The organism is Nonomuraea sp. B19D2 (assembly GCF_040137845.1).
GTDB lineage: Bacteria > Actinomycetota > Actinomycetes > Streptosporangiales > Streptosporangiaceae > Nonomuraea.
In genome coordinates this window covers 1-21,514 of sequence record NZ_JBEFAK010000003.1, presented here as the reverse complement: position 1 = coordinate 21,514, position 21,514 = coordinate 1, and the positions used below count along the sequence as shown (strand labels likewise).

Below are 21,514 nucleotides of genomic sequence, written 5' to 3'. Positions count from 1 at the left end.
TGGCCGTACCAGACGTTGGGGTGCGCGGCCAGGGCCACCTGGTATTCGTCGAAAGGCAGTTCGGCGACCAGGCGGGCCACCAGGTCGCCGTTCGCGCCGAGCAGCGAATGCTCACCCCACGTCGAACTCAGCAGCACCAGCTTGCGGTCGCCGCCGACGCCGAGGGCCCGCCGGTACCGTGCACGCCGCTCCGCGTTCGCCACCATCCGGTCGAAGACCGGATCGCCGGTCACCACGGCACGCGGGACCGCCTCGGGACAGTCCCGCGCCAGCCGGGTCAGCTGCTCGTCGTGGGACAGTGCGATGGCCGCGGGAACCACCCGCCCCTCGTGCACCAACTGCCGCCGGGCCAGGCCCGAGATCCCCTCGGCCGATCTGAGCAGCCGGTTGTGCCCCGCGCCGTGCGGGACGAGCAGCAACGGAGCCTGCAGCCGGTGCAGGTCGCCGTTGGCGCTGGCGGAAATGGCCAGGTCGAACGGCGTGTCCACGGCCTGCGCCCAGGTGACCGTACGGGCCTGGACCTCGCGCAGGTATTCGGTCACGCCGTCGTCGAACGCCGACCCGCCGCTGACGGTGAACACCACCTGCAGGCGGCGGTCGGATCGGAACAGCGGCACCATGTCGAGCAACCGGCCGGCGGTGGTGACGGTACGCGCAACCGCCAGGACGGTGCGCATGGGCGAGATCGTGTGCCAGCGATGGGACTCGGGCCCGATCGGCACCCGAAGCCAAGCTTCGCCGCTCACTACCACCTCGACCGGACCCGATCCGAGAACCGCGAGACCGCGGTTCTCTCCAGGAGCTCACCTTATCGCCAGGCAAGCCAACCATCCGTTTGCCGATGCCTGGTGATTGCGCGGACGGCAAGTGGAGCCGGCGGGGCAACGAGTTCGGCGCCGGGCAGGGGGCCGCCCACGGTGCACCGGAGACTACCGGCACCCTGCAGGCGGCCCGCTGCACGTGCCCCGACGCCATTACAGGCGGGCGATCAGCAGGGCCACGTCGTCGCAGGCGCCGCTGCTGATGTTCAGGCGGGCCAGCAGGTCGTCGGCGAGGCAGTCGGGGCCCAGCCGGCCGGATCGGGCGACCGCGCCGGTCAAGCGCGCCAGGCCGGCGTCGATGTCCTCCCCGCGGCGCTCGACGAGACCGTCGGTGTACAGGACAAGGGTGTCACCCGCCGTATAGGGCAGATCGGCCTGGGAATGGGTGACGTGGTCGAGGCGGGCGCCCAGCGGAGGGTCGGTGGCCTGGTCCAGCAGCTCGCAGGAGCCGTCCGGATGGAGCAGGACAGGCGGCAGGTGCCCGGCGCTGCTGTAGGTGATGCGGCACCTTGCGGTATCGATCACGGCCTGGACCGCCGTGGTGGCCAGCGCTCCGTCAAGCGAACCGGCGTACAGGCCGAGCACCTCCAGCGCCGGACCCGGCTCATTCACCGCGCGGATCGCGCCGCTCAGCGCACTGCGCAACATTCCCATGACCGTTGCGGCCGCCAAACCCTGGCCCACAACGTCGCCGACCGCGACGGCGAAACAGCCGTCAGGCAGATCGACGACGTCGTACCAGTCGCCGCAGACGTTCAGCGTCCCCACGGCGGGCAGATAGCGCACCGCGATTTCGGGGTGGAGGTCAAGGTCCGGGCAGCAGAGCATGGCCTCCTGCAGGGCGAGCGCGACCTGACGCTCACGGGCGTGGGCCCGGCGCAGTTCCTCGTTCAGTCGCTGCAGCTCCTGCGCCCGCGCGTACAGCTCGGCCTCCATCATTTCCTCCCGCACCACCGAACGGCGGAGGGCAGGCGGCTGCGGGGAGCAGGAGCGGACGAACTCCGTCACGTCCTCGACCCGGTGGATGATCCACGACACCGTCCCGTCCGGCGCCAGGACGGGAGCGTTGATAGGGGACCACCAGCGTTCCTCGAACACGCCGGGGTGGTCGGCGAGGGGGATGTCGTACTTCTGCAGCACCATGGTGTCCGGCTCCCGGTAGGCCAGCACCCGGTGCAGCGAGGCGCGCAGGTTCTTCACCCCGGATGCGCGGGGATCATCGGGGTTGTCAGGGAAAGCGGCGAAGATGTGGCGCCCGATCAGGTCCTCGGCGGTACGGCCGGTCGCGTGCAGGTATGCCCTGTTGACATCGACGATCATCATGTCTGGGTCCAGTACCAGACAAGGGCTCGGCGTCGCGGCGAACAGCGCCGCATAGTCGATCTGCGGCGTGCCCGGCTTGCGTGCGCCCGGCCCATGCGGGCTGACGAACCCGCCCACACCATCTACTCTACGAGGCGTTTTGCCTGATCACGGCAGGGTGCGGCGCTGCGCCCCCCTTCGGCCTCATGACCGTCGACCTGGCACGCCGGCGGGGAAGGCGGCCTTGGCGGGATTGCGGGTCATGGCCCGGACAGGGACGTTCCGGTCGGCGAGCAGGGCGAGGAGTTCGGTGCCGACAGTGCCGGTGGCGCCGGTGATGAGGAACATGAGAGGTCCTTTCTCGGGTGTTCAGGAGCGGGAGAGGTTGACGTCAGGGAGGAACAGGGATAGCGCCAGCCCGATCAGCGCGATCGGAATGACGGCAAGGAACACCAGGTGCAGCGCGTCGGCATAGGCGGCCGGGTCAGGCTGGGCTGGAAGCCTGCTGGTCACCAGGGCGGCGAAGAAGGAGGTGCCGAGCGCGGTGCCCATCTGCCTGGCCATGGCGGCGGTGCCCTGGACGGCGCCGATGTCGTCACGGCCGGCGGCGTTGCGGGCGGCCAGGCTCAGGGCTTGGGAGTTGAGCCCGCCGGCGACGCCGTACAGCAGCAGGAAGACGGTCGCCGGCACCGGGCCGGCGTCGATGACCGCGCACAGCAGTCCGGTCAGCGCGAACAGGACCATGCTGGCGATGGGATGGCGGCGGTAGGAGCCGGTGCGAGCGATCAGCTTGGTGGAGGCGTAGGAGGTGAGTACGACGCCGAGCATCATCGCGGTGAGCAGGTAGCCGGAGGTTCGGATGCTGAGGGACAGGACCGCCTGCAGCCACAGCACCAGGTAGTTGACGATGCCGAGGCCCAGGAACCCGGCGATGAAGCCGACCGCCACGACGATGGAGAACGTTCGGTCGCCGAACAGGCGCAAGGGGATGACCGGGTCGGCCGCGCGGCGCTGGGCGAGGACGAACAGCACCGGCAAGAGCAGGCAGGCGGCGGCCAGGCCGAGGGTGACCGGTGAGGTCCAGGGGTAGGCGGTGCCGGCCCAGGTGGTGAGCAGGTTCACGGCGACGATTGCGACGACCAGGAGGATGACGCCGAGGTAGTCGATGCGGGCGTGTTTGCGTTGGGCGGGCAGGTGCAGCCGAAGGGAGATGACGGTCACAACGAGTGCGCCTAGGGGCAGGTTGACCAGGAAGATCGAGCGCCAGCCGGCCAGGTCGGTGAGCAGGCCGCCGAGGGTGGGCCCGGTCAGGGACGCGGCGCCGAAGGTCAGGGAGAACCAGCCGTAGTAGCGGGCGCCCTGCTGGGGAGTGAACATCTCGCCGATGATGGCCAGGACCGAGATGAACAGGCCGCCGCTGCCTATGCCCTGGACGACACGGAAGGCGATCAGTTGAGTCATGGTCTGGGCCATGCCGCAAGCAGCCGAGCCGGCCACGAAGGCCAGGATCGAAATGAGGAAGACGCGCTTGCGGCCGTACAGGTCGCCGAGCTTGCCGTAGACGGGAACGGCGGCGCTGGCGGCGATGAGGTAGCCGGTAGTGACCCAGGCGAACTGGTTCAGGCCGCCGAGGTCGCCGACGATGCGGGGCAGCGCGGTGGCGACGATCTGCGAGTCGAGCAGAGACAGGAAAACCGCGGCCATCAGGAGGGCCACGACAGTGGTGGCACCGGCCGAAACGGTTCCGGCGCGAACGGAAGAACGGGAAGTCACGAAAGATCCTTGCGATCAGGGCAGCAAGCTCCAGCAGAGCCTGCAAACGAACGGATGAAGAACATCAGCCCCAAATGGGCGATGGAGATGGGGGATTGGTCAGGTATGAACCCGACCCGAACCGGCCTGCTCGGCCCTCTCAACCCTGATCCACCCGGTCACGGGCTTATCGATCAAGGTTCTTCATGGTGTTCGTTTGTTCTCGAGGCTCCCGATGGATCGCAAGGACGCAGACAGCCCGGGAGATGATCAACCGGGCGCCGACGACATTAACGCCTCATATCAGGGCAGTGCAACTCGGGGATCGCCCCGGACGCTCTTGGAGCGTCCAGGTACACATGTGGTTCGGCGGCTGGTCGTCCCACGAAGCGGACACGCTTCCCGATCACGAAGAGGTCAGCCTGCGGGGCCCGTGCTCTGCCGCTCGATGAGGACGCCGGGCAGCAGCCGCTGAGCCGGCTGGGCATCGCGGTCGGTCAGATGGTCGATGAGTGCCTCGGCGGCGGCACGTGCGATCTCCGTTGCGGGTGGGGCCGCTGTCGTCAGTTCCGGGTCGGTCGACTCAGGTTCGCCGTTGGAGCAGATGATGAGTGACAGGCGTTCGGGGATCGGCCGGTCGAGGGCGCGGGCCTCGTGCATTGCGCCGAGAGTGGCCTCCCAGTTGTAGCCGATGACGGCCGTCATGTCCGGCGCGGCCTCCAGGAGTTTGCGGAGCGCCGCCCGGCCTGCGCCGACTGTGTGCTCGCTGGCGATGACGGTGCAGGCGATCCCGAGTTCGGCGCAGGATCGTTGGACGGCGTCGGCGAAGCGCACCGCTGCTCCGATCCCGCGCGTGCCCTCCTCGTACGGGGCGTTGAGCAGGCCGATGGTCTGGTGTCCCAGGCCTGCGAGATGCTCGACCGCCACGCGCGCTATCTGATCGAAGTCGGCGTCCGCGTAGGGGATGTGGCCGGGCTCGCTGGTTCGGCCGATGAGCCCGACGGGGATGCCGGCCTGTTTGAGGAAATCCACGCGTTTGTCGGTGAGGGTGACCTGCATCAGCAGGAACCCCTGGATGAGTCCTGCTCGAGCCAGCTGGCGCAGCTCGTCCATGTCGTCTTGCCCGGTCGTCCAGAGGACGACGTGGAAGCCTCGCGCGCGGGCGGCGTCGGTGGCGGCGAGGACGTACTCCAGGTCCGATCCGACGATCGTGCGCGGCTGGGAGGGGAAGACGATCGCGATGATGCGGCTGCGCCCGCCGGCCAGGGCGCTGGCCATGGCATTGGGGGTGTAGCCGAGCTGCTCCATGGCGTCGAGCACCTTGCGGCGGGTCTCGGGGCGGATCGACCGCGCGCCGGTGAGCACATGCGAGACGGTGCCGGTGGAGACGCCGGCGAGGCGTGCGACGTCAGCTCTGGTGACCATGCGTGAAGTGTCCTGAGGGTCGGGGGACAGGAACCATCGGTTACCACATGTTGCAGAAATGTTACCGGCTGACCGGTTCAGCCTTCCCGGTAATCATACCTATCGTTGACTCGCGTCAATTCCTCGTTGGGTGGGCCGGTCTCCCTGCTGCCAGGTGCCCCCGACCGGGGAACGCCGGGGCGCCTGCCGGCCCCCCGCGCGTCTTTTCAAGGGAGTCACAGATGCGACGGACCAAACTGCTCCAAACGCTCGCGCCGATGACCGCGCTCGCGCTGCTGTCCAGCGGCTGCCTGAGCGACGGAGGTTCGACGGCGACCAGTGGAACCGGCACGGGGAACGCCGGCAAAACCGTGGAAATCATGACCGGCATGACCGGCGACAACCTGAACGCGCTGAAGGTGTCGCTCGATCCGTACGCCAAGGAGCAGGGCATCACGATCAAGTGGTCCCCGTCGGACAACTTCAACCAGCTCATCGTCACCCGGGTGCAGGGCAACAACCTGCCCGACATCGCGCTGTTCCCGCAGCCCGGCATCATGAAGGACCTCGCCGCCAAGGGCCGGCTCGCCCCGCTCGACGACATCCTCGACATGCCCACACTGAAGAACAGCATGACGGCCGGGACGCTGGAGGCCGGCAGCAAGGACGGCAAGCTCTACGGCCTCATGGCCAGCATGAACGTCAAGAGCCTGGTCTTCTACCCCAAGCAGGCCTTCGAGTCCGCCGGGTACGAGATCCCGAAATCCATCCCCGAACTCCTCGCGCTCACCGACAAGATCCGCTCGGCGGGCAAGACCCCCTGGTGCCTGGGCATCGAGTCCGGTCCCGCCACGGGCTGGCCGGCCACCGACTGGATGGAGGAGTTGGTGCTGAAGTACGGCGGCGCGGCCAAGTACGACGACTGGATCAACCACAAGACCAAGTTCGATTCGCCGCTGGTCCGCCGGGCCGCCGGCACCTTCGAGAAGATCGCCTTCACCGACGGCAACGTCCTGGGCGGCCGCAAGTCCATCTCCAGCAACAACTTCGGCACCGCCGGCAACCCGATGTTCCGCAACCCGCCGGGCTGCTTCATGTACAAGCAGGGCAACTTCGTCGCCGCCAAGGGCTTCTTCCCCGACGACGTGGTGGCCGACATCGACAACCGCGTCGGCGTCTTCGGCTTCCCGCCCGCCACCGCCGGGGGCGACAACCCCGTCGAGGGCGGCGGCGACCTGGCCGGCCTGTTCAGCAAGGACAACGAGGCGGCCAAGAAGCTGCTGCAGTACATGGCCACCAAGGACTTCGGCGCCGCCGGCGCCAAGACCGGCGCGTGGCTGTCGCCCCACAAGGACTTCGACGTCGCCAACTATCCCACCCAGACGATCCAGAACATCGCGAAGATCGCCTACCAGTCGACCGGCATCGCCTTCGACGGCTCCGACGCGATGCCCGGCGCGGTCGGCTCCGGCAGCTTCTGGAAGGGCATGACGGGGTGGATCAGCAACCAGCAGAGTCTCGACCAGGCACTCAAGGCGATCGACGACAGCTGGCCGGCGAGCTGACGGCATGACGGACCCCCGCGGTGCGCGCGGCGGGCTCAGCCGCGCACACGGCCCTTCAGGCACAACGGGTACGCCCGGGAAAGGAGCAGCGCCATGCTGATCAAGACGATCAACGCCGTCCTCGCCGTCATCGCCGGAGTAGGCGGCGCCCTGGTCCTGTTCTGGGTGCTCAACCGGCTGGTCGGGCTGCTGCCCGGCAGGTGGGAGGACCGTCTCAAGCCGTACGTCTACATCGGCCCGGCCTTCCTGGCGATCAGCCTCTACCTGATCTACCCGGCGATCCAGACGATCCACTTCAGCTTCGCCAACGCCGACAGCACCGCCTACGTCGGCCTCGACAACTACACCTCCCTCCTGGGCTCGGCCGGCTTCCGCTCCACCCTGGTCAACACGCTGCTGTGGATCGTGATCGTGCCCGCCGTCACGATCGCTCTGGGGCTCGGGATCGCGGTGCTGGCCGACCGCCTGCGGCCGCGCGCGGAGAAGCTGGCCAAGACGGCCATCTTCCTGCCCATGGCCATCTCGGCGGTCGGGGCGGGCACCATCTGGCGGTTCGTCTACGCCACCAACCCGCCGGGAGAGCCGCAGATCGGCGTGCAGAACGCGATCGTGACCGGTCTGGGCTTCGACCCGGTCAACTGGCTGCAGATCACCGACTTCAAGTTCAACAGCCTCGAGCTCATGGTGATGTTGCTGTGGGCGCAGGTGGGCTTCTCCATGGTCCTGCTGTCGGCCGCCATCAAGGGCGTGCCGGCCGACACGCTCGAGGCGGCCAGGATCGACGGGGCGAGCGAGCGGCAGATCTTCCGCAAAGTGATCGTCCCGCAGATCCGGGGCACGATCATCACGGTCTTCGTCACGGTGACGATCGGCGTCATGAAGCTGTTCGACATCGTCTACGTGATGACGAACGGCGACTTCGACACCAACGTCATCGGCGTGCAGTTCTTCAACGAGCTGTTCACGAACTTCAACAACGGTCACGCGGCCGCGATCGTGGTCATGCTGATGATCGCCATCATTCCGATCATGGTGTACCAGGTGCGCCAGTTCCGTACCGAGGAGGCCGGGCGATGAGCATCGCCGAGCGATCCGTGACCCGTCCCGCCGGCTCCCCTCCGGCCCATCGGCGGACCGTCTCGCGCCGGATGCGCCACCAGGGAGAGGCCACCCCGGTGGCCAAGGCCACGGTGATCTTCATCTGCACCCTGTGGGTGGTCCCGACGCTGGGCCTGCTGATCACCTCGTTCCGCACCAAGGACGACGCCAACTCCCTCGGCTGGTGGACGATCTTCACCGACCCGGCAGCGCTGGGCCGGCTCACCACCCGGGCCTACAGCGAGGTCATCGCGCAGGCGAACCTCGACCAGGCGTTCGTCAACAGCTTCGCCATCGCCCTGCCGGCGACGTTCATCCCGCTGCTCATCGCGGCGTTCGCGGCCTACGCGTTCGCCTTCATGAGTTTCCCCGGCCGCAACACGCTATTCATCATGATCGTCAGCCTGCTCGTCGTGCCGAACTACGTGGCGCTGGTGCCGATCCTGCAGCTGTACGGCGACTTCGGCATCAACGGCACCTTCCCGGCCGCGTGGCTGGCGCACATCGGGTTCGGCATGTCCCTGGCGATCTACATCCTGCGCAACTACATGGCCACGCTGCCCAAGGCGGTGCTCGAGTCGGCCAGGATCGACGGCGCCAGCCACTTCACCATGTTCTGGCGGCTCATCATGCCCATGTGCGTGCCGGCGCTCGCCTCGTTCGCGATCTTCCAGTTCCTGTGGGTCTGGAACGACCTGCTCATCGCCCTCGTCTTCATCGGACCGGGCGAGAACGAGCCGATCACCGTCGCCGTCAAGGGACTCATGGGCCAGCAGGGCCAGGGCTGGCAACTGGTCACCGCCGGCGGCTTCATCTCGATGGTGATACCGATCCTGTTCTTCCTCGCCCTGCAGCGCTTCTTCGTCCGCGGCCTCACCGCCGGGTCCGTCAAAGGTTGACCGGTCCTCTGCACGCTCTCGGACATTCGGAAAGGCACATGTGTGTCCGCCGCGCCCTTTGACCCGCACCGGCCCGTCGCGCACCTGCGCCCGCCCCGCAACTGGATCAACGATCCCAACGGGCTGGTCCACCACGACGGCCAGTACCACGTCTGCTACCAGTACAACCCCGACGGGACCGACCACGCGAACATGCATTGGGGCCACTTCCGCAGCCCCGACCTGCTGAGCTGGGAGCCGCTGCCGATCGCCCTCGCACCCGCCCCCGGCGGCGAGGACGCCGACGGCTGCTTCTCCGGCAACGCCGTGTCCGACGGCGACCGGATCGTCGCCTTCTACTCCGCCTACCGCAGCGACCGCTGGAGCCAGCCGGTCACCACCGCCGAGTCCCACGACGGCGGCCAGACCTTCCGCCCTCGCGGCGACCTGCTCATCCCGCAGCCGCCCGACGGCTGCACCATGTACCGCGACCCGTACGTCTGGCGGGACGGCGCGCGCTGGCGGATGCTGGTCGGCGCCGCGCTCACCGACGGCCGCGGCGCGGCCCTGCTGTACGAGTCGCCCGACCTGGAGACCTGGACCTACCGAGGGCCCTTCTGCGCCGGCGAGCCGGAGCCCGTGGGCGGCACCGGCCTGCTCACCGGCGAGGGCTGGGAGTGCCCCCAGTACCTCCCGGCGGCCTCCGGGCGCGGTGCCCTCATCATCAGCGCATGGGACGACCGCGACGGCCCGCAATGTGTCGCAGCCCTGGTCGGTGCCGAACGCGGCGCCGTCTTCGAAGCCGGCCCGCCCGTACTCCTCGACCACGGCCCGGACTGCTACGCGCCCGCGCTGCTACGCGCGCCGGGCGGCCGATGGCTGCTGTGGGGATGGTCCTGGGAAGCCCGCGACGCGGCGTGGGCCGCCGCCGGGGGATGGGCCGGCGTGCTCACCCTCCCACGCGAGATCTCGCTCAGCGACGACGGCTCGCTCCGGCAGCAGCCCGCCGCCGAACTACCCGCTCTGCGCGGCGAGCGCACCGTCCACGCCGCGGGCTGGATCCACGGCCCGGAGCCGGTGGAACTCGGCGGCGTCGGCCGCGCCTTCGACCTGACCGCCCGGCTGGAGCCAGCCGGGCAAGCCGGTCTGCGGCTGCTCACCACCGCAGACGGCTCCGAGTACCTCGACATCCGCGTCGACCCGGCCGCGGGCGAACTGGTCGTCGACCGCGCCCGCGCCTCACTGGACCCCCGGGCCCGCGGCGGTGCCTACCGGATGCCCTGCCCCGGCGGTGAGCCGGTCGACCTGCGCGTGGTCGTCGACCACTCCATCGCCGAGATCTTCCTGTCCACCACCGGCCAGGTACTCACCCTGCGCTGCTACCCGACTGGCGACGGCCCGTGGCGGCTGCAGGCCCGCAGCGCGCCGGGCGCGCGCCTCGGGTACACCATCGACGCGTGGGAGCTACTTCCCATCGTGATCAAGGAGCCGAGCGCCGACGCGGCAGATCCGGAAGGGCAGTTCGCATGACATTCACAAGGGTGACGCCGCATTCGGAAGGGACAGGAGCTCCCGCGCCTCCGCCCGAGACCGAGCTCATCCCAGACCGGTCACCTTGCGGGCGCTGACCGGACATTGCCTACGCGGTCCTTGAGCTGGCTTTCATACGACTGACGCCGGTTCGTCGCGGCAGACCGGTTCGCTCGGGCGATGGCTGCTCAAGCAGCAGTACGCGGGCGTGAGGTGCGGTAGCCCCGCGGCCGATCACTGTCATTCCACCCGCAGCGGGAGTGGGTCCTGGGAGCCGCGCCACAGGTACGCGCTCACCACCCGGCCCGTCTCCCGCTCGGTCGCGGCATCCTCGGGCAGCGGCCAGCGCAGGTGCGTGTAGAGCGCGCCCCGGTACAGGTCGAAGGCCGACTCCTGAAGGTCGCCCAGCGCCCCGGCGTACCGGAGGGCGCCCGCGTAGGCAACTCCCGCGGCGGCCACGCCCACCGGCGCCGCCCACCACGCCCAGGGTGTCCACACGAGGAAGGCCACGCCCCACATCCAGGCGGTGATCTGCCCGTCGAGCCGCTCGCGCGCACCGATCAGCTCTTTTCTGGCTTCCTCCGGCATGACCAGCCACAGCCGGCTCCAGCACTGCGACGCCTCCAGCCCGTACTTGTCGGCCGGCCACCGTTCGGCGGCCGCCAGGAGGTTGCCCAGCCGGGTCGGCAGGCAGCGTGCGGGGTCGGACGGCATGCCGCGCAGCCATAGGTCGAGGGCAGCCAGCTCGCGTTCCTCCGCCCAGCCGCGTGCGTGCGCGGCCAGGTCCTGCCAGCGAGCCTCCCGCTCGGTGATCCTGCGTGACCACCGGCCGGCCGCGAGCCGGGCGAGCGGGTCGAGCGAGCGGTGCCACCGGCCGGTGAGCATGGCGAGCGCCGGGTCGACCAGGCGTCTGGCCAGGAGCCCGGACAGCAGCACGACAACCAGGAACCCGGCGACCATCCACGTGGTGACCTGCTTGGTCACCGTCTGGACCGCCGCCTCGACGGTCTGGCCGCTGCCGAGGAACCACACGAGCCCGCCGCCCAGCCAGAACAGCGCGGCGGGCAGGATCACGACGCGGGTCCAGCGCTCGGCGACCCGGTCCGCCAGCCCCTTCGACAGGCTTTCAAGCACTACAGCTCCGATTCCTTGACGCGGACGAGGAGTGTGCCGTGCTGAGGGCAGCCGGGCACGGGCTGGCCGACCGCACGGCGGAGCCACCGGTGGTCGCACTGCTCGCATTCGTAGACGTCGGCTCCGACGAAGCTCCCCGCGGCGGCCAGCGGGAAGTACGCGGTACGGGGATCGCGCAGATCGCCGCCGTCCGCGCGCCGCAAGAACGCGTAGGCCCATTCCCGGGTCGCCGGAGATCGCTGCAGCAGTGCCAGAATCTCCGGCTCGGCTGCCGGGCCGCGGGCAAGCAGCTCGCCGAGCGCCGCGTCCACCTCCTGGGCCTCCTCGCCGAGGAGCGCCGGCAGCCGCGGCCTGATCGTGTTGGCCAGATCGGTGATCGAGCGTGGCGGGCTGGTCATGCTGCTCCCGTGTACGTGAAGGCCGCCCAGTAGGCGGGATGGGCGAAATCGCGGCCCGTCCCCCACGACGGCCGCATCGACTCGGGGATCGGTGCGAAATGATCCATGAGCGCGGGATAGGCCGCGCGCAGCTCGGCGTTGGTGGCGTCGCGCACCCACCGCTGCGCATCACGCAGCGCAGCCGCCGGATGGCCACCGCCTTTCCATATCGCATAGAACCGGCTGAGCAGCAGCGCAGTGCTCGCGTCCGGCACCCGCCACATCGAGCCGATGACGCCGGCCGCTCCGCCCTGCAGGAAACCCGTGGCCAGACCGATCACCTCGTCGGACAGCCCGACCTGCGGCAACGCCGTCTCGCACGCTGACAGCACCACGAGCCCGGCGCGTACCGGCCGGACGAGCAGGTCGCGCAGCGTCAGGCGCCGATTGCCCGACAGGAGCAGATAGCTGTCCAGGACCTGCTCCCAGTCGGCGTAGCCATGGCAGGCGAAATGTAACACTCCATGCCCATCGTGGGCATCGAGGCCGGCGAGCACCGCCTCGTGCGTCGCCTCGTCACCGGTCAGGCGACGGGCGCCAGGGAATGCCCGGACGGCGGCGTCGACCTCGTACGCCGCGAACGGCAGCGGCCTTGCGGAGACCGGTTGCGGATCGCCGACGGCTAACATCCGCCCGGCCACGGCGCCGTCGGGCGCGGACCTGGCGGCGATGCCGGCGCTCGGCGCGAACGTGAGCGGACGGCAATCGATCGCGAAGCGCCGCCCGGTGGGAGCGTCCTGGTCGGGTGTCCAGGCGGCGTGGAAGGGCAGCAGGACCAGCAGCCACGTGGGGACGACGGTCAGCGGGCCGTCACCGGGGACGAGGTCGAGCAGCGGCCCCATCGCCGCCTCCCAGAGCCAGCGGGTGACGTCGTCGAGCACCCGGTGCCAGAGCCGCACGTCGGTTCCAGCCCGCTCGTAGGCGTCGATGTAGTCGGGCAGCTGCCGTAGGACATCGTCCAGCCGCAGGTCGGGCAGGGGGTGGGCGACAACGGAGCCGCCGTCGACCAGCAGTCCGTAACCGCCACGGGTGCCGGCCAGCAGGTACAGCAGCGGGCCGGAGCGCGTGGCCCGAGCGATGTCGTCGACCGGGTCGGGCAGGCGGAAGCGTTCGAAGCCGGGCTGCTCCCTGATACGCGCCAGCGCCTCGTCCCTGTCGCGGCGGGCCTGGTCGAACGCGGGGGCCACCGGCAGCCAGTCGCCCATGACGGGTTCGAGCGCCTGGTGCTGCAGCTCGAGCAGCCGCGCCTCGGCCCGTTGGTACGGCTCGGCAAGCCCGGGATGATGGACGGCGAGCCGGTCGTTCTCCGCGGCGGCTCCGGCGAGCGCGTCGGCGAGCAGTCGTGTCCGGCCACGCTCCAGCGTCACGACGGCGGCCCAGGCGTCGCCCGCCTCCACATGCGCCGCCGCGGCGGCCGTCGTCAGCCCCTCCACCTTCGACAACCACCGTTGCTTGTGCGCTCTGAGCGGACTGCCGCCGACGACTCGGTCGATGCTGTCCAGGGCGTACCCGTAGGCCTCGGCCGCCTGCTCCCACAGGCCGTTCCTGGCCGCGTGGTCTCCCCAGGCCCGGCTCGCCTGCAACAAGGACTCAGGCGACCGCTCGATCCCCAGCGCATACCCCTCGTGCAGCAGCTCCATCCCGCGGACCAGCGCGTCGGGGGCGGCAGTGAGCCTGTGCAGGTCCAAGTAGGCGCCGGCGAGATTCAGCCGCGTGCCGGCGGCGAAGGGCGCTTCCGGCGGGCAGAGGTCGAGCGCCTCCTCGATGTAGGCGATGAAACGCCGCACGCTCGGCCCGGACTCCGCGTGGCCAGGGCGCAGGCTGACGCATGAACCCAGATTGACCAGGTGCCTGGCCCGCTCCAGTCCTACGCCGGCCGCCGCCGCCTCCATCAGCAGCTCCTCGGCCTGGTCGAGTCGCGCCTGGTCCGGCTGATCCGCCAGTCTGGCTTGTACGAGGAGGGCGGCGGCCAGGTTGCCCGCCCACACCGCGTGGTCCCGGGAGGATCTCGGGGTGCGGTCGAGGACCCCCGCCAGGATCCGGATCGCCTCCGCGCCGGCGGCCGCGTCCCTGAACGCCTGATACTTGTTGAACAGGCAGCCGGCGAGTGCCGCCGACGCGCGGTCACGGTCCTCGGCTGCTGCAGGGATGGTGAGGGCCGCACGCAGGGCCTCGATGGCCTCCTCCAGCGCCCCTACGTCTCCGGTGGACGCGTACACGTGCCGCAGATCGATGGCCAGGGAGTTGACGGCGATGACCCGACCCCGGCCACTGGTCGCTGCGACCTCCTCGCGGTGCACGAGTACCGCTCTGTCGAGGTCGGCGGCATCGCCCCACGCCAGATACCGTTCGTGCAGCGTGTTGCCGTAGGCGTCGAGCACGGCGTCGTACCGGTGACTGCCGGGCTCGGCGAGTTCGTACATCTCCTCGTGCGCTCGTACGGCGGCGGTGAGATCCTCCCGATCGCCGCGTGACCGGTAACGGTGGCGGCGCGCCTGGCCCAGGCCCTGCAGGTGGAAGACGCGGTCCTGCCCGGGAGGGAGCCCTTCCAGGCTCTCCTCGTGGAGCTGGATGGCCCGATCGAGGGCGTCGACGTCGCCAGTGGCGCTGAACACCGAGCGCAGGACGACGGCCAGACGATTGCGCCGGCTCACCCGCTCCATCGATCCTTCCGGCGCGCAGTCGACCGCCCGCTCGGCCGCGACGACGCTCTGCCGCAGATCGTCCTCGTCGCGTGAGATCGCGTACCGGCACGTCAGATACTCGACCATGATCGCGGCCGATGCGCCCGGCCCGCCGCCGGCGGGATACTCGCCGTCCAGCAGCCTGCGCTCGACCGCGAGCGCCGCGTCGATCAGCTCCAGCGACGGGTCCCGCTCGCAGATCCTGAACAGCCGGACGCCGATGTCTCTCAGGGTCCTTCCCGCCCGCCCGCGCAGGCCGGGATCGTCCCGTACCGCCTTCTGCACAAGCTCGATCGCCTCATCGAGGCGCGAGGGCTCGCGCGCCGCAGTCGCAAGGGCCAGGCTGAGCAGGATGTTCGGTCTCAGGGGAGCGCGTGGGGGCAGCGCGTCGAGCGCCGCGTGCAGGAGCGCTACCGCCTCGGCCGGGTCACCGTCGCCACGAAGCATGGTGGACGCCGCGTTGTGGCAGGCCGCCGCGCGCAGCGCGGGATGGCGTTCGCGGACCTCGTCCGCCTCGGCGACGTTCAGCCAGCCCTCGGCCAGTTCCGTCAGCGCGTCGGCGTCCTCCTCCTCATAGGCGATCGGCGTCAGCTCCTCAACGCGCCGCAAGAAGGGGGCGAGCCACTCAGGCCCCTCGACCATGCCGCCGTGCGCCTCCAAGGCGGCCACGAAGCCCTCCTCCCTGCACTGCCGCAGGAGGCCCCGCCAGCCGGTCAACCAGCGGGCAATGTCGTCGCTGCCCTCCGCCGCGCAGCGGTCGGCGAGCTCGCCCAGCCGCGTGTCGATCCCGGGGGCGAGCAGGTCGAGATGGTCCTGGAGGTAGGCGATGACCTGGTTCAGGTCGGGCGCGCTCATCAGCTGGTAGAGCTCACGCAGCAACGGATCCGACCCGCCGCCTTCCTCCTGTAACCGCTCTGCAGGCATCGCGACCTCCGGTGCCACCGCTCCTTGATCAACCCGGGCGCCTCACCCGCATTATCGCCGTCCCGCGAAGTACTCGCAGCCGCCGAGCTCCTCGCCCCGTCCGAATTGGGCCGCCCACTCGCTCACCTGACCCGGCGTCGGGTCGCCGCCGAGCCCGGCGGCGGCCAGCGGTGGCAGCTGGTCGAGCCGCCGCCACCGAGCGGGCGCACGACGCGACCGTATCGTCGTGTGTCGGCCCGGCCGGCGACGCGACCGTATCGTCGTGTGTCGCCCGGCAGGCGCGTCGGGCAGGTCGGCCGCGGCCGCCACGCCTCGCTGGACTCCACCCGGATATCTGGCCGAAAGCTTCGGATGGGCCTTCTCGGTGTGGTCAGTCACGGCAGGATCTCGACGTAGCCATCCGTTCCGTGCACGCGGATCCGCTGCCCGTCCCGGATCAGCCGGGTGGCCTGCTCCACGCCCACGACGGCCGGCAAGCCGTACTCCCGGGCGATCACTGCGCCGTGGGTCATCAGGCCGCCCACCTCCGTCACCAGGCCCTTGATCGCGACGAACAGCGGCGACCAGCTGGGGTCTGTGTAGGCCGTGACCAGGATGTCGCCCGCTTCGAGATCCGCCTCCGCCATGTCCAGGATGACGCGGGCCCTGCCCTCGATGGTCCCGGCGGAAACCGGTAAGCCGATGAGGGCACCAGCCGGCACGTCGTCGCGCCGGTACGCCCCGGCGACGGCCTCGCCATCCGATGTGAGCACCCGCGGTGGCGTGAGCGCCTGGTACGACCGGAACGCGTCCTTGCGCTGCTGGATGAGCTGGTCATCCACCTGGTTGGTGCGCACGACGTCGTGGAGCTCCTGGAACGTAAGGTAGAAGACGTCCTCCTCCTCAGGGAGCACGTCGGCCTGCACGAGGCGCTCGGCCTCCTCCAGCAAGGCCTGCTTGTAGACGAAGTAGCGGCTGATGATGCCGTATTTCGGATACTCCCGGTACCCGATGAAGGTCCGGACCCGGTCGATCATCCGCTTGGTCTCGCCGGCTTTCTGCTCCCCGTCCGGCAGGGCCCGCAAGCGTGACAGCACGTCCTGTTCCTTCCTCTGCGCCTCCTGCCGCCCTTGCTCGAAGCGCCGCTCGGCGGTGCCCGGCTCGAAGAGCTTGATGTTGTCGAGGATCAGGGGCACGAGCGTGGTGGGGCGTTCGCGCCAGCGCGGCCTCGTGATGTCGATCTCGCCGACGCAGCGCATGCCGTACCGGTCGAGATAGGCCTCGATGGCGTCGCGCGCCTCGGAACCGCCCGCGAGCTTCGGCAGCTCGTCCAGGAAGCCCTCGTCCTCGACGTCCTGCAGGAACGCCACCACCTGCGGATGCGGACGGATCACGTCCGCGACGTCGAGCAGCGCCAGCCCCATCTCCGACGTGACGTTGTCGGGGGCGGACAGCGTGAGCGTGTCGGCCGCGTTCTTCTCGCCCAGCCACTCCCGCAGCTTGTCGTTGAGCCACCACGTGGCCTCCATCCCCGCCATGATCGCCTGCACGCTCAGCGGATCGCTGAGGACCCGCTTGTGCTCCTGGAAGGCCTCCAGCAGGAAGTCGAACAGCGCCGGCCCCGTCTTCGTCCGGATGTCGCGCCGCAGGTCGGCGATGGACGCCTGGCTGCGCTCGATCAGCCCGGTGACGATGGCCGGATCGGTCTCGATCGGGGCGGACGCGCCGCCGACCGGCGGCCCGCCGGGACCCCCGTCCGGGAGCAACGGGACGAAGTGGCCGCGGTCGAGGACCGTCTCCAGCGCGTCCCTGATCAGCGGATCGGACCTCCCCGCCATCTCCAGGAGGCCGGCGCGGCTCGCGGGCGAGGCCAGGAGCCGGGTGACGTCGACGAACAGCCGCCCGCCGGCCTCGTGCATCGGCGCCATGGCCGTCAGCTGCCACACAGAGATGCCCAGCGGCTTCATGGGGTCGGTCATCATCTGTTGGTGACCGACCGAGAGGTAGACGTGATTCTCCTGGTCGCCGGTCTCGGGGATGGGGAACAGCGTGGTGATCGGCCGGCTCTGAACGATCTGGAAGCCATCATCGACCAGGCACCATTCGATGTCCTGCGGGCGGCCGAAGTGCGCCTCGATCTGCCGCCCGAGCTGCACGAGCCGCACGACCTGCGCATCCGTCAGCGCCGGCTGCTCCTGCCGCTGCGGGTCGATCGGCACCACCTGCGTCCCGCCAGCGTGCGAAGCGTGGATGGCACGCTCCTTGGCGGCAACCGCCCTGGTGACGACCTCGCCGTCGCGCACCTTGTAGACGTCCGGGTTCACCAGGCCGGAGACCAGGGCCTCGCCGAGGCCGAAGCCGGCGTCCACGGTGGCGACCTTCCGGTTGCCCGTGACGGGGTCGGCCGTGAACAGGATGCCGGCCGCCTGCGGGAAGGCCATCTGCTGCACGACCACGGCCATGTGGACCTTCCGGTGGTCGAAGCCGTTGCGCAGGCGGTAGGTCACGGCCCGCTCGGTGAACAGCGACGCCCAGCACCGGCCGACGTGCTCGAGGATCGTCGCCGGCCCCACGACGTTCAGGTAGGTGTCCTGCTGGCCGGCGAAGGATGCCGTCGGCAGGTCCTCTGCCGTCGCGCTGGATCGCACGGCGTAGGCGGCGTGCTCGCCGAGCTGCGCGAGCGCACGGGTGATCGCCGCCGCGAGATCGTCAGGGATGGCGATCCCTTCGATGGTCCGGCGGATCTCCGCGCCGAGCGTGCGGATCGCCTCCCGGTCGTCCGGGTTCAGGCGCGACAGCTGATCGAGCCGATCGTCGATCGACGGCGCTTCCGCCATGATCCGCCGGAAGGCGTACGTCGTCACGCAAAAGCCAGCCGGCACCCGGATGCCTTCGATCCGCGACAGCTCCCCCAGGTGCGCGCCCTTGCCGCCAACGACCGCGACCTGCATCTCGTCAACCTCTTGAAGATCCAACACGTGCTGCTCGATCATCGCGACACCTCCCAGGCAGCCAGGCTCCGTCGCACTGCACCGGCCGATCGAATCACCGGCGCCGCACGCTCTGCCGAACCTCTTGTCGGGCACGTCCCCATCTGTCGTTGCCTTCCCTCCGACGAGCCGGCCGGCCGCTCCGCTCCGGGCGGCCCCGCACACCGCATTTGCGCCTCGAGCGCCCCCGACCACACCGCCAGTCCCACCAGCGGTTCGACGCCACCGCGTCCCCCGTACATCGACAACGACACACGCACGCCGAACCCCCGTTCCGCGGATATTGGCCTCGGCCGACGATTCTGCGGCAAGATCCGGGTCTTGCCGCAAGCCCCCCGGTGCGCTATACGGTAGAAGTGGCAAGGGGAAGGATCTCCTTGCCTTTGCCTTTTGTGGCCCGCAGGACCTGACAAGGCTTCTCGCGAAGCGGCGACGGCAACGCTGTGGCCGGACGGGAAACGCCGGCCGGCACGCGTATCCGCGCCGCGATCGCCTCGTTGTGCCTGACCGATGCCGCACCGCCCCGCTGGTCTGGAATCGGTGTTCGGCCGCCCCCGAGGCGGTCCACGCGCGCTGCGCCGCATGTCCCGGCTCAAGCATTTCAGCCGGGCCGGCGAGTTGGATGCCTGGCTGACCGGCCTATCGAGCACGGCGACTGCCCGGCAGCTCAACCGCAGAGATCGGACTCGTCTGGATGACGATCTTCGGCTCCTTCACAGTTCAGGGATGCTCGAAGGCGCGCCTGGCGATGATCGGCTGAGGCCTCGCCTCACCTTCCCTGACACGCGAGGCCGCACGGCCGACGGCGCGCCTTCCGAGCACCTGGAGTTCCGCGAGCTGGAGCGTCAGCGCGAAATGCGCCGACACATGGCGGAGCCCCAAGAGGAGGAGAACGTCCCTCGGTCACCTGTCCCAGTGAACCCCGAACCCGGTATCCGATCGGAGCAGGATAAGCAGGTGACAGCAGCGTTGCCGCATCATCAGGATTGGATCATGTCCCGCCATCGGCTGCGAGCCACCTTCGACAGCGTGGCTGCCTGCTATCAAGAGGCACGCCCCGACTACCCTGCCGAGCTATATTCCGATCTGCTTGCGATCACGGGGGTCACGCCACCCGCGCGTCTACTTGAGGTCGGATGCGGTCCGGGGAAAGCCACGCTGCCATTGGCACGGATGGGCTTCCCGATCACCGCGATCGAACTCGGCGCTGCCCTGGCGGCGGAGGCACGACACCGCCTCGCCGAATTCGCCGACGTTTCCGTGATCATGTCGTCGTTCGAAGACTGGGAGCCGCCGACCGGGGTCCGCTACGACCTCGCATACGCAGCCACGGCGTGGAAGTGGCTGGACCCAGAGGTCAAGTACGCGAAAGCGGCCAAGCTGCTCACCCCGGGCGGCCACTTGGCCGTGTGGAACGCCGACCACGCGATGCCGGCCGGCTTCGACCCGTTCTTCACCGAGATCCAGAATGTCTACGAGGAGATCGGCGAAGCCCACGACGGCCCATGGCCACCGCCACCGCCCGAGGACCGGCTCGACCCCATCCCCGCCGAGTTCGATGCCTCCGGGGACTTCATGGTGATCGGGACGAGACTCTACGTATGGGCGTTGCGCTACACGGCAGACGAATACATCGCTCTGCTCGACACGTTCTCCGGCCACATCGCCATGGAGCCGGCCAAGAGCCAGCATCTCTACCAGGAGATACGCCGCCGTCTCGCCGCCCGCCCCGACGGACGACTCACGCGCCACTGGTCGGTCGCCCTCACAATCGGCCGACGCCTGTGACGTGGAGGTGAGACCCGAAGGAGGTCAGCCATTAGCAGTCAGTCGATTTCGGCCCACCCGGTCAGCGGGTGTTCAGGTGTGAGGTGAGGAGTATCAGGCGTTCGGGCGAGGAAAGCGATGAGATGTCTTGTGCCCCGGGTCACGTCGGCGGGGCTGGTTGAGCGATTCGACAGAGCACCAGGCACGATCAGGCAAGCGGTCACGTACATGGGTGAGCTCGGCCGAGCAGCCGGAGTTCAGGCAGACGTCGTGCTCGTGTTAGGGATCGAGGTGCCCGACGACCTGATCAGCCGGTGGCTCGGGTGGTTCGCGCCGCAGGTGCAGCCATTTGTGATCCCGCTGGATCTCGCTGACTCGCTCGATCTCGACGATGATCGGAACCGGCTCACGCCCGAAGTCAGGGACACCTTCTGCCTCTACGGCTTGGATTCGTCAGCACTCGTGTGGCTGTCGGAGGCCGACGCGCGTCGGCTGCCGGTCCCGGTCAGGCGAAGTCAACCCGTGCCGCATCATTGGCCCACCTCGATCGCCGGGCGTGAGGTCGAGACGGTCATCAAGTATGTCGAGAAGGGACGCCGCCCCAGCAGACATGGCGACGTCGCCCCTGCTACGTGGGGCGCCATCGCCTCCATGCTCCCGGGGGCGCGTCGCCTTGCCGGGACCTTTCCCAGGCGGAGCGGCCCGAACTGCTTTGGCACGGTGATGGCGGCGTGCGGTGTCGAGGGCGCGGAGGACGTGTGGATGCTCCGCGAGCCGTTCGAAGACTGGCTCGCCGAGCACACCGCCGAGGGAGGACACGACGACGAGCCAGGGACCGTCCTGGTTTGGCGGGGTGTCGATGGAGCCGCGCAGCACGCCGCAGTCACCCTCGGCGACGGTTGGGGGCTGCACAAGCCCTCGCAGGGCTGGATGAGCCCGACGAAGGTCCTCGCACTGGGAGATCTGAAGTACAGCGCCCGAGCGAGAGGGCAGCGCCTTCATCGGCACCACCTCCGGTGACTTCGCGCCCGCACATCGGCACTGGCGTTGGGCTGTCCTGAAACGACGGCTCGGCTCGTGCGGCCGCTCCGCTCTTGTCCAGGACGCGACCAGTTCTCCCCGCGTAAGCATTCACGTCGTGCACAGGATGTAGCAGTTCGAGCGGTTGCGTGACCGTCCGTCACTTTGATCAAATCGGGCTCGGATGATGTGATCTTCAGGTGTCCGGCCTGGAGGAGCTGTCCCGCGA

The 21,514-nt window shown here is 69.4% G+C and carries 15 protein-coding genes; 6 read left to right on the top strand and 9 right to left on the bottom strand.

Going from position 1 to position 21,514, the window contains the following annotated elements:
• Positions 1–974: 974 nt before the first annotated feature.
• From ABN273_RS06560 to ABN273_RS06545, 4 genes are all read right to left on the bottom strand, one after another.
• A complete protein-coding gene (locus ABN273_RS06560; protein ID WP_349447738.1) occupies positions 975–2,261 on the bottom strand; it encodes a SpoIIE family protein phosphatase in 1,287 nt (428 codons plus the stop codon).
• A gap of 66 nt (positions 2,262–2,327) precedes the next feature.
• Entirely contained in the window at positions 2,328–2,471 is a 144-nt protein-coding gene (locus ABN273_RS06555) for an NAD(P)H-binding protein (protein WP_349447737.1), read from the bottom strand.
• Between the two features lie 21 nt (positions 2,472–2,492).
• A complete protein-coding gene (locus tag ABN273_RS06550) occupies positions 2,493–3,896 on the bottom strand; it encodes an MDR family MFS transporter (protein ID WP_349447736.1) in 1,404 nt (467 codons plus the stop codon).
• Positions 3,897–4,292: 396 nt separating this feature from the next.
• A complete protein-coding gene (locus ABN273_RS06545; protein WP_349447735.1) occupies positions 4,293–5,300 on the bottom strand; it encodes a LacI family DNA-binding transcriptional regulator in 1,008 nt (335 codons plus the stop codon).
• 221 nt (positions 5,301–5,521) lie between these two features.
• Between ABN273_RS06545 and ABN273_RS06540 the strand changes: the two genes are divergently transcribed.
• From ABN273_RS06540 to ABN273_RS06525, 4 genes are all read left to right on the top strand, one after another.
• Positions 5,522–6,844, top strand: a complete 1,323-nt coding sequence (locus ABN273_RS06540; protein ID WP_349447734.1) for an ABC transporter substrate-binding protein — start codon at positions 5,522–5,524, stop codon at positions 6,842–6,844.
• Between the two features lie 93 nt (positions 6,845–6,937).
• The gene (locus ABN273_RS06535; protein ID WP_349447733.1) at positions 6,938–7,921 is read left to right on the top strand and encodes a carbohydrate ABC transporter permease; all 984 of its coding nucleotides are present in this window, start codon (positions 6,938–6,940) and stop codon (positions 7,919–7,921) included.
• Complete coding sequence (locus ABN273_RS06530) at positions 7,918–8,841, top strand: carbohydrate ABC transporter permease (protein ID WP_349447732.1); 924 nt, start codon at positions 7,918–7,920, stop codon at positions 8,839–8,841. Before ABN273_RS06535 ends, ABN273_RS06530 begins: the two co-directional genes overlap by 4 nt.
• 42 nt (positions 8,842–8,883) lie before the next feature.
• The gene (locus tag ABN273_RS06525; RefSeq protein WP_349447731.1) at positions 8,884–10,350 is read left to right on the top strand and encodes a glycoside hydrolase family 32 protein; all 1,467 of its coding nucleotides are present in this window, start codon (positions 8,884–8,886) and stop codon (positions 10,348–10,350) included.
• 240 nt (positions 10,351–10,590) lie between these two features.
• Here the strand turns inward: ABN273_RS06525 and ABN273_RS06520 are convergent, their stop codons facing one another.
• From ABN273_RS06520 to rph, 5 genes are read right to left on the bottom strand one after another with little or no spacing between them, the layout of a single operon-like run.
• Positions 10,591–11,484, bottom strand: a complete 894-nt coding sequence (locus ABN273_RS06520) for a hypothetical protein (RefSeq protein ID WP_349447730.1) — start codon at positions 11,482–11,484, stop codon at positions 10,591–10,593.
• Positions 11,484–11,882 (bottom strand): hypothetical protein, encoded by a 399-nt coding sequence (locus ABN273_RS06515; protein ID WP_349447729.1) that lies wholly within the window; start codon positions 11,880–11,882, stop codon positions 11,484–11,486. The genes ABN273_RS06520 and ABN273_RS06515 overlap by 1 nt, the downstream gene beginning before the upstream one ends.
• Positions 11,879–15,547 (bottom strand): CHAT domain-containing protein, encoded by a 3,669-nt coding sequence (locus tag ABN273_RS06510; RefSeq protein ID WP_349447728.1) that lies wholly within the window; start codon positions 15,545–15,547, stop codon positions 11,879–11,881. The genes ABN273_RS06515 and ABN273_RS06510 overlap by 4 nt, the downstream gene beginning before the upstream one ends.
• A 33-nt stretch (positions 15,548–15,580) precedes the next feature.
• Entirely contained in the window at positions 15,581–15,907 is a 327-nt protein-coding gene (locus ABN273_RS06505) for a hypothetical protein (RefSeq protein WP_349447727.1), read from the bottom strand.
• Positions 15,904–18,501 carry a rifamycin-inactivating phosphotransferase gene (gene rph, locus ABN273_RS06500; protein WP_349447726.1) on the bottom strand — a complete coding sequence of 866 codons (2,598 nt, stop codon included), beginning with the start codon at positions 18,499–18,501 and terminating at the stop codon, positions 15,904–15,906. Before rph ends, ABN273_RS06505 begins: the two co-directional genes overlap by 4 nt.
• A gap of 579 nt (positions 18,502–19,080) precedes the next feature.
• Between rph and ABN273_RS06495 the strand changes: the two genes are divergently transcribed.
• Together ABN273_RS06495 and ABN273_RS06490 are read left to right on the top strand one after the other, a co-directional pair.
• The gene (locus tag ABN273_RS06495; protein ID WP_349447725.1) at positions 19,081–20,286 is read left to right on the top strand and encodes a methyltransferase domain-containing protein; all 1,206 of its coding nucleotides are present in this window, start codon (positions 19,081–19,083) and stop codon (positions 20,284–20,286) included.
• 249 nt (positions 20,287–20,535) lie between these two features.
• Positions 20,536–21,285 (top strand): hypothetical protein, encoded by a 750-nt coding sequence (locus tag ABN273_RS06490; RefSeq protein WP_349447724.1) that lies wholly within the window; start codon positions 20,536–20,538, stop codon positions 21,283–21,285.
• The last annotated feature ends 229 nt before the right edge of the window (positions 21,286–21,514 follow it).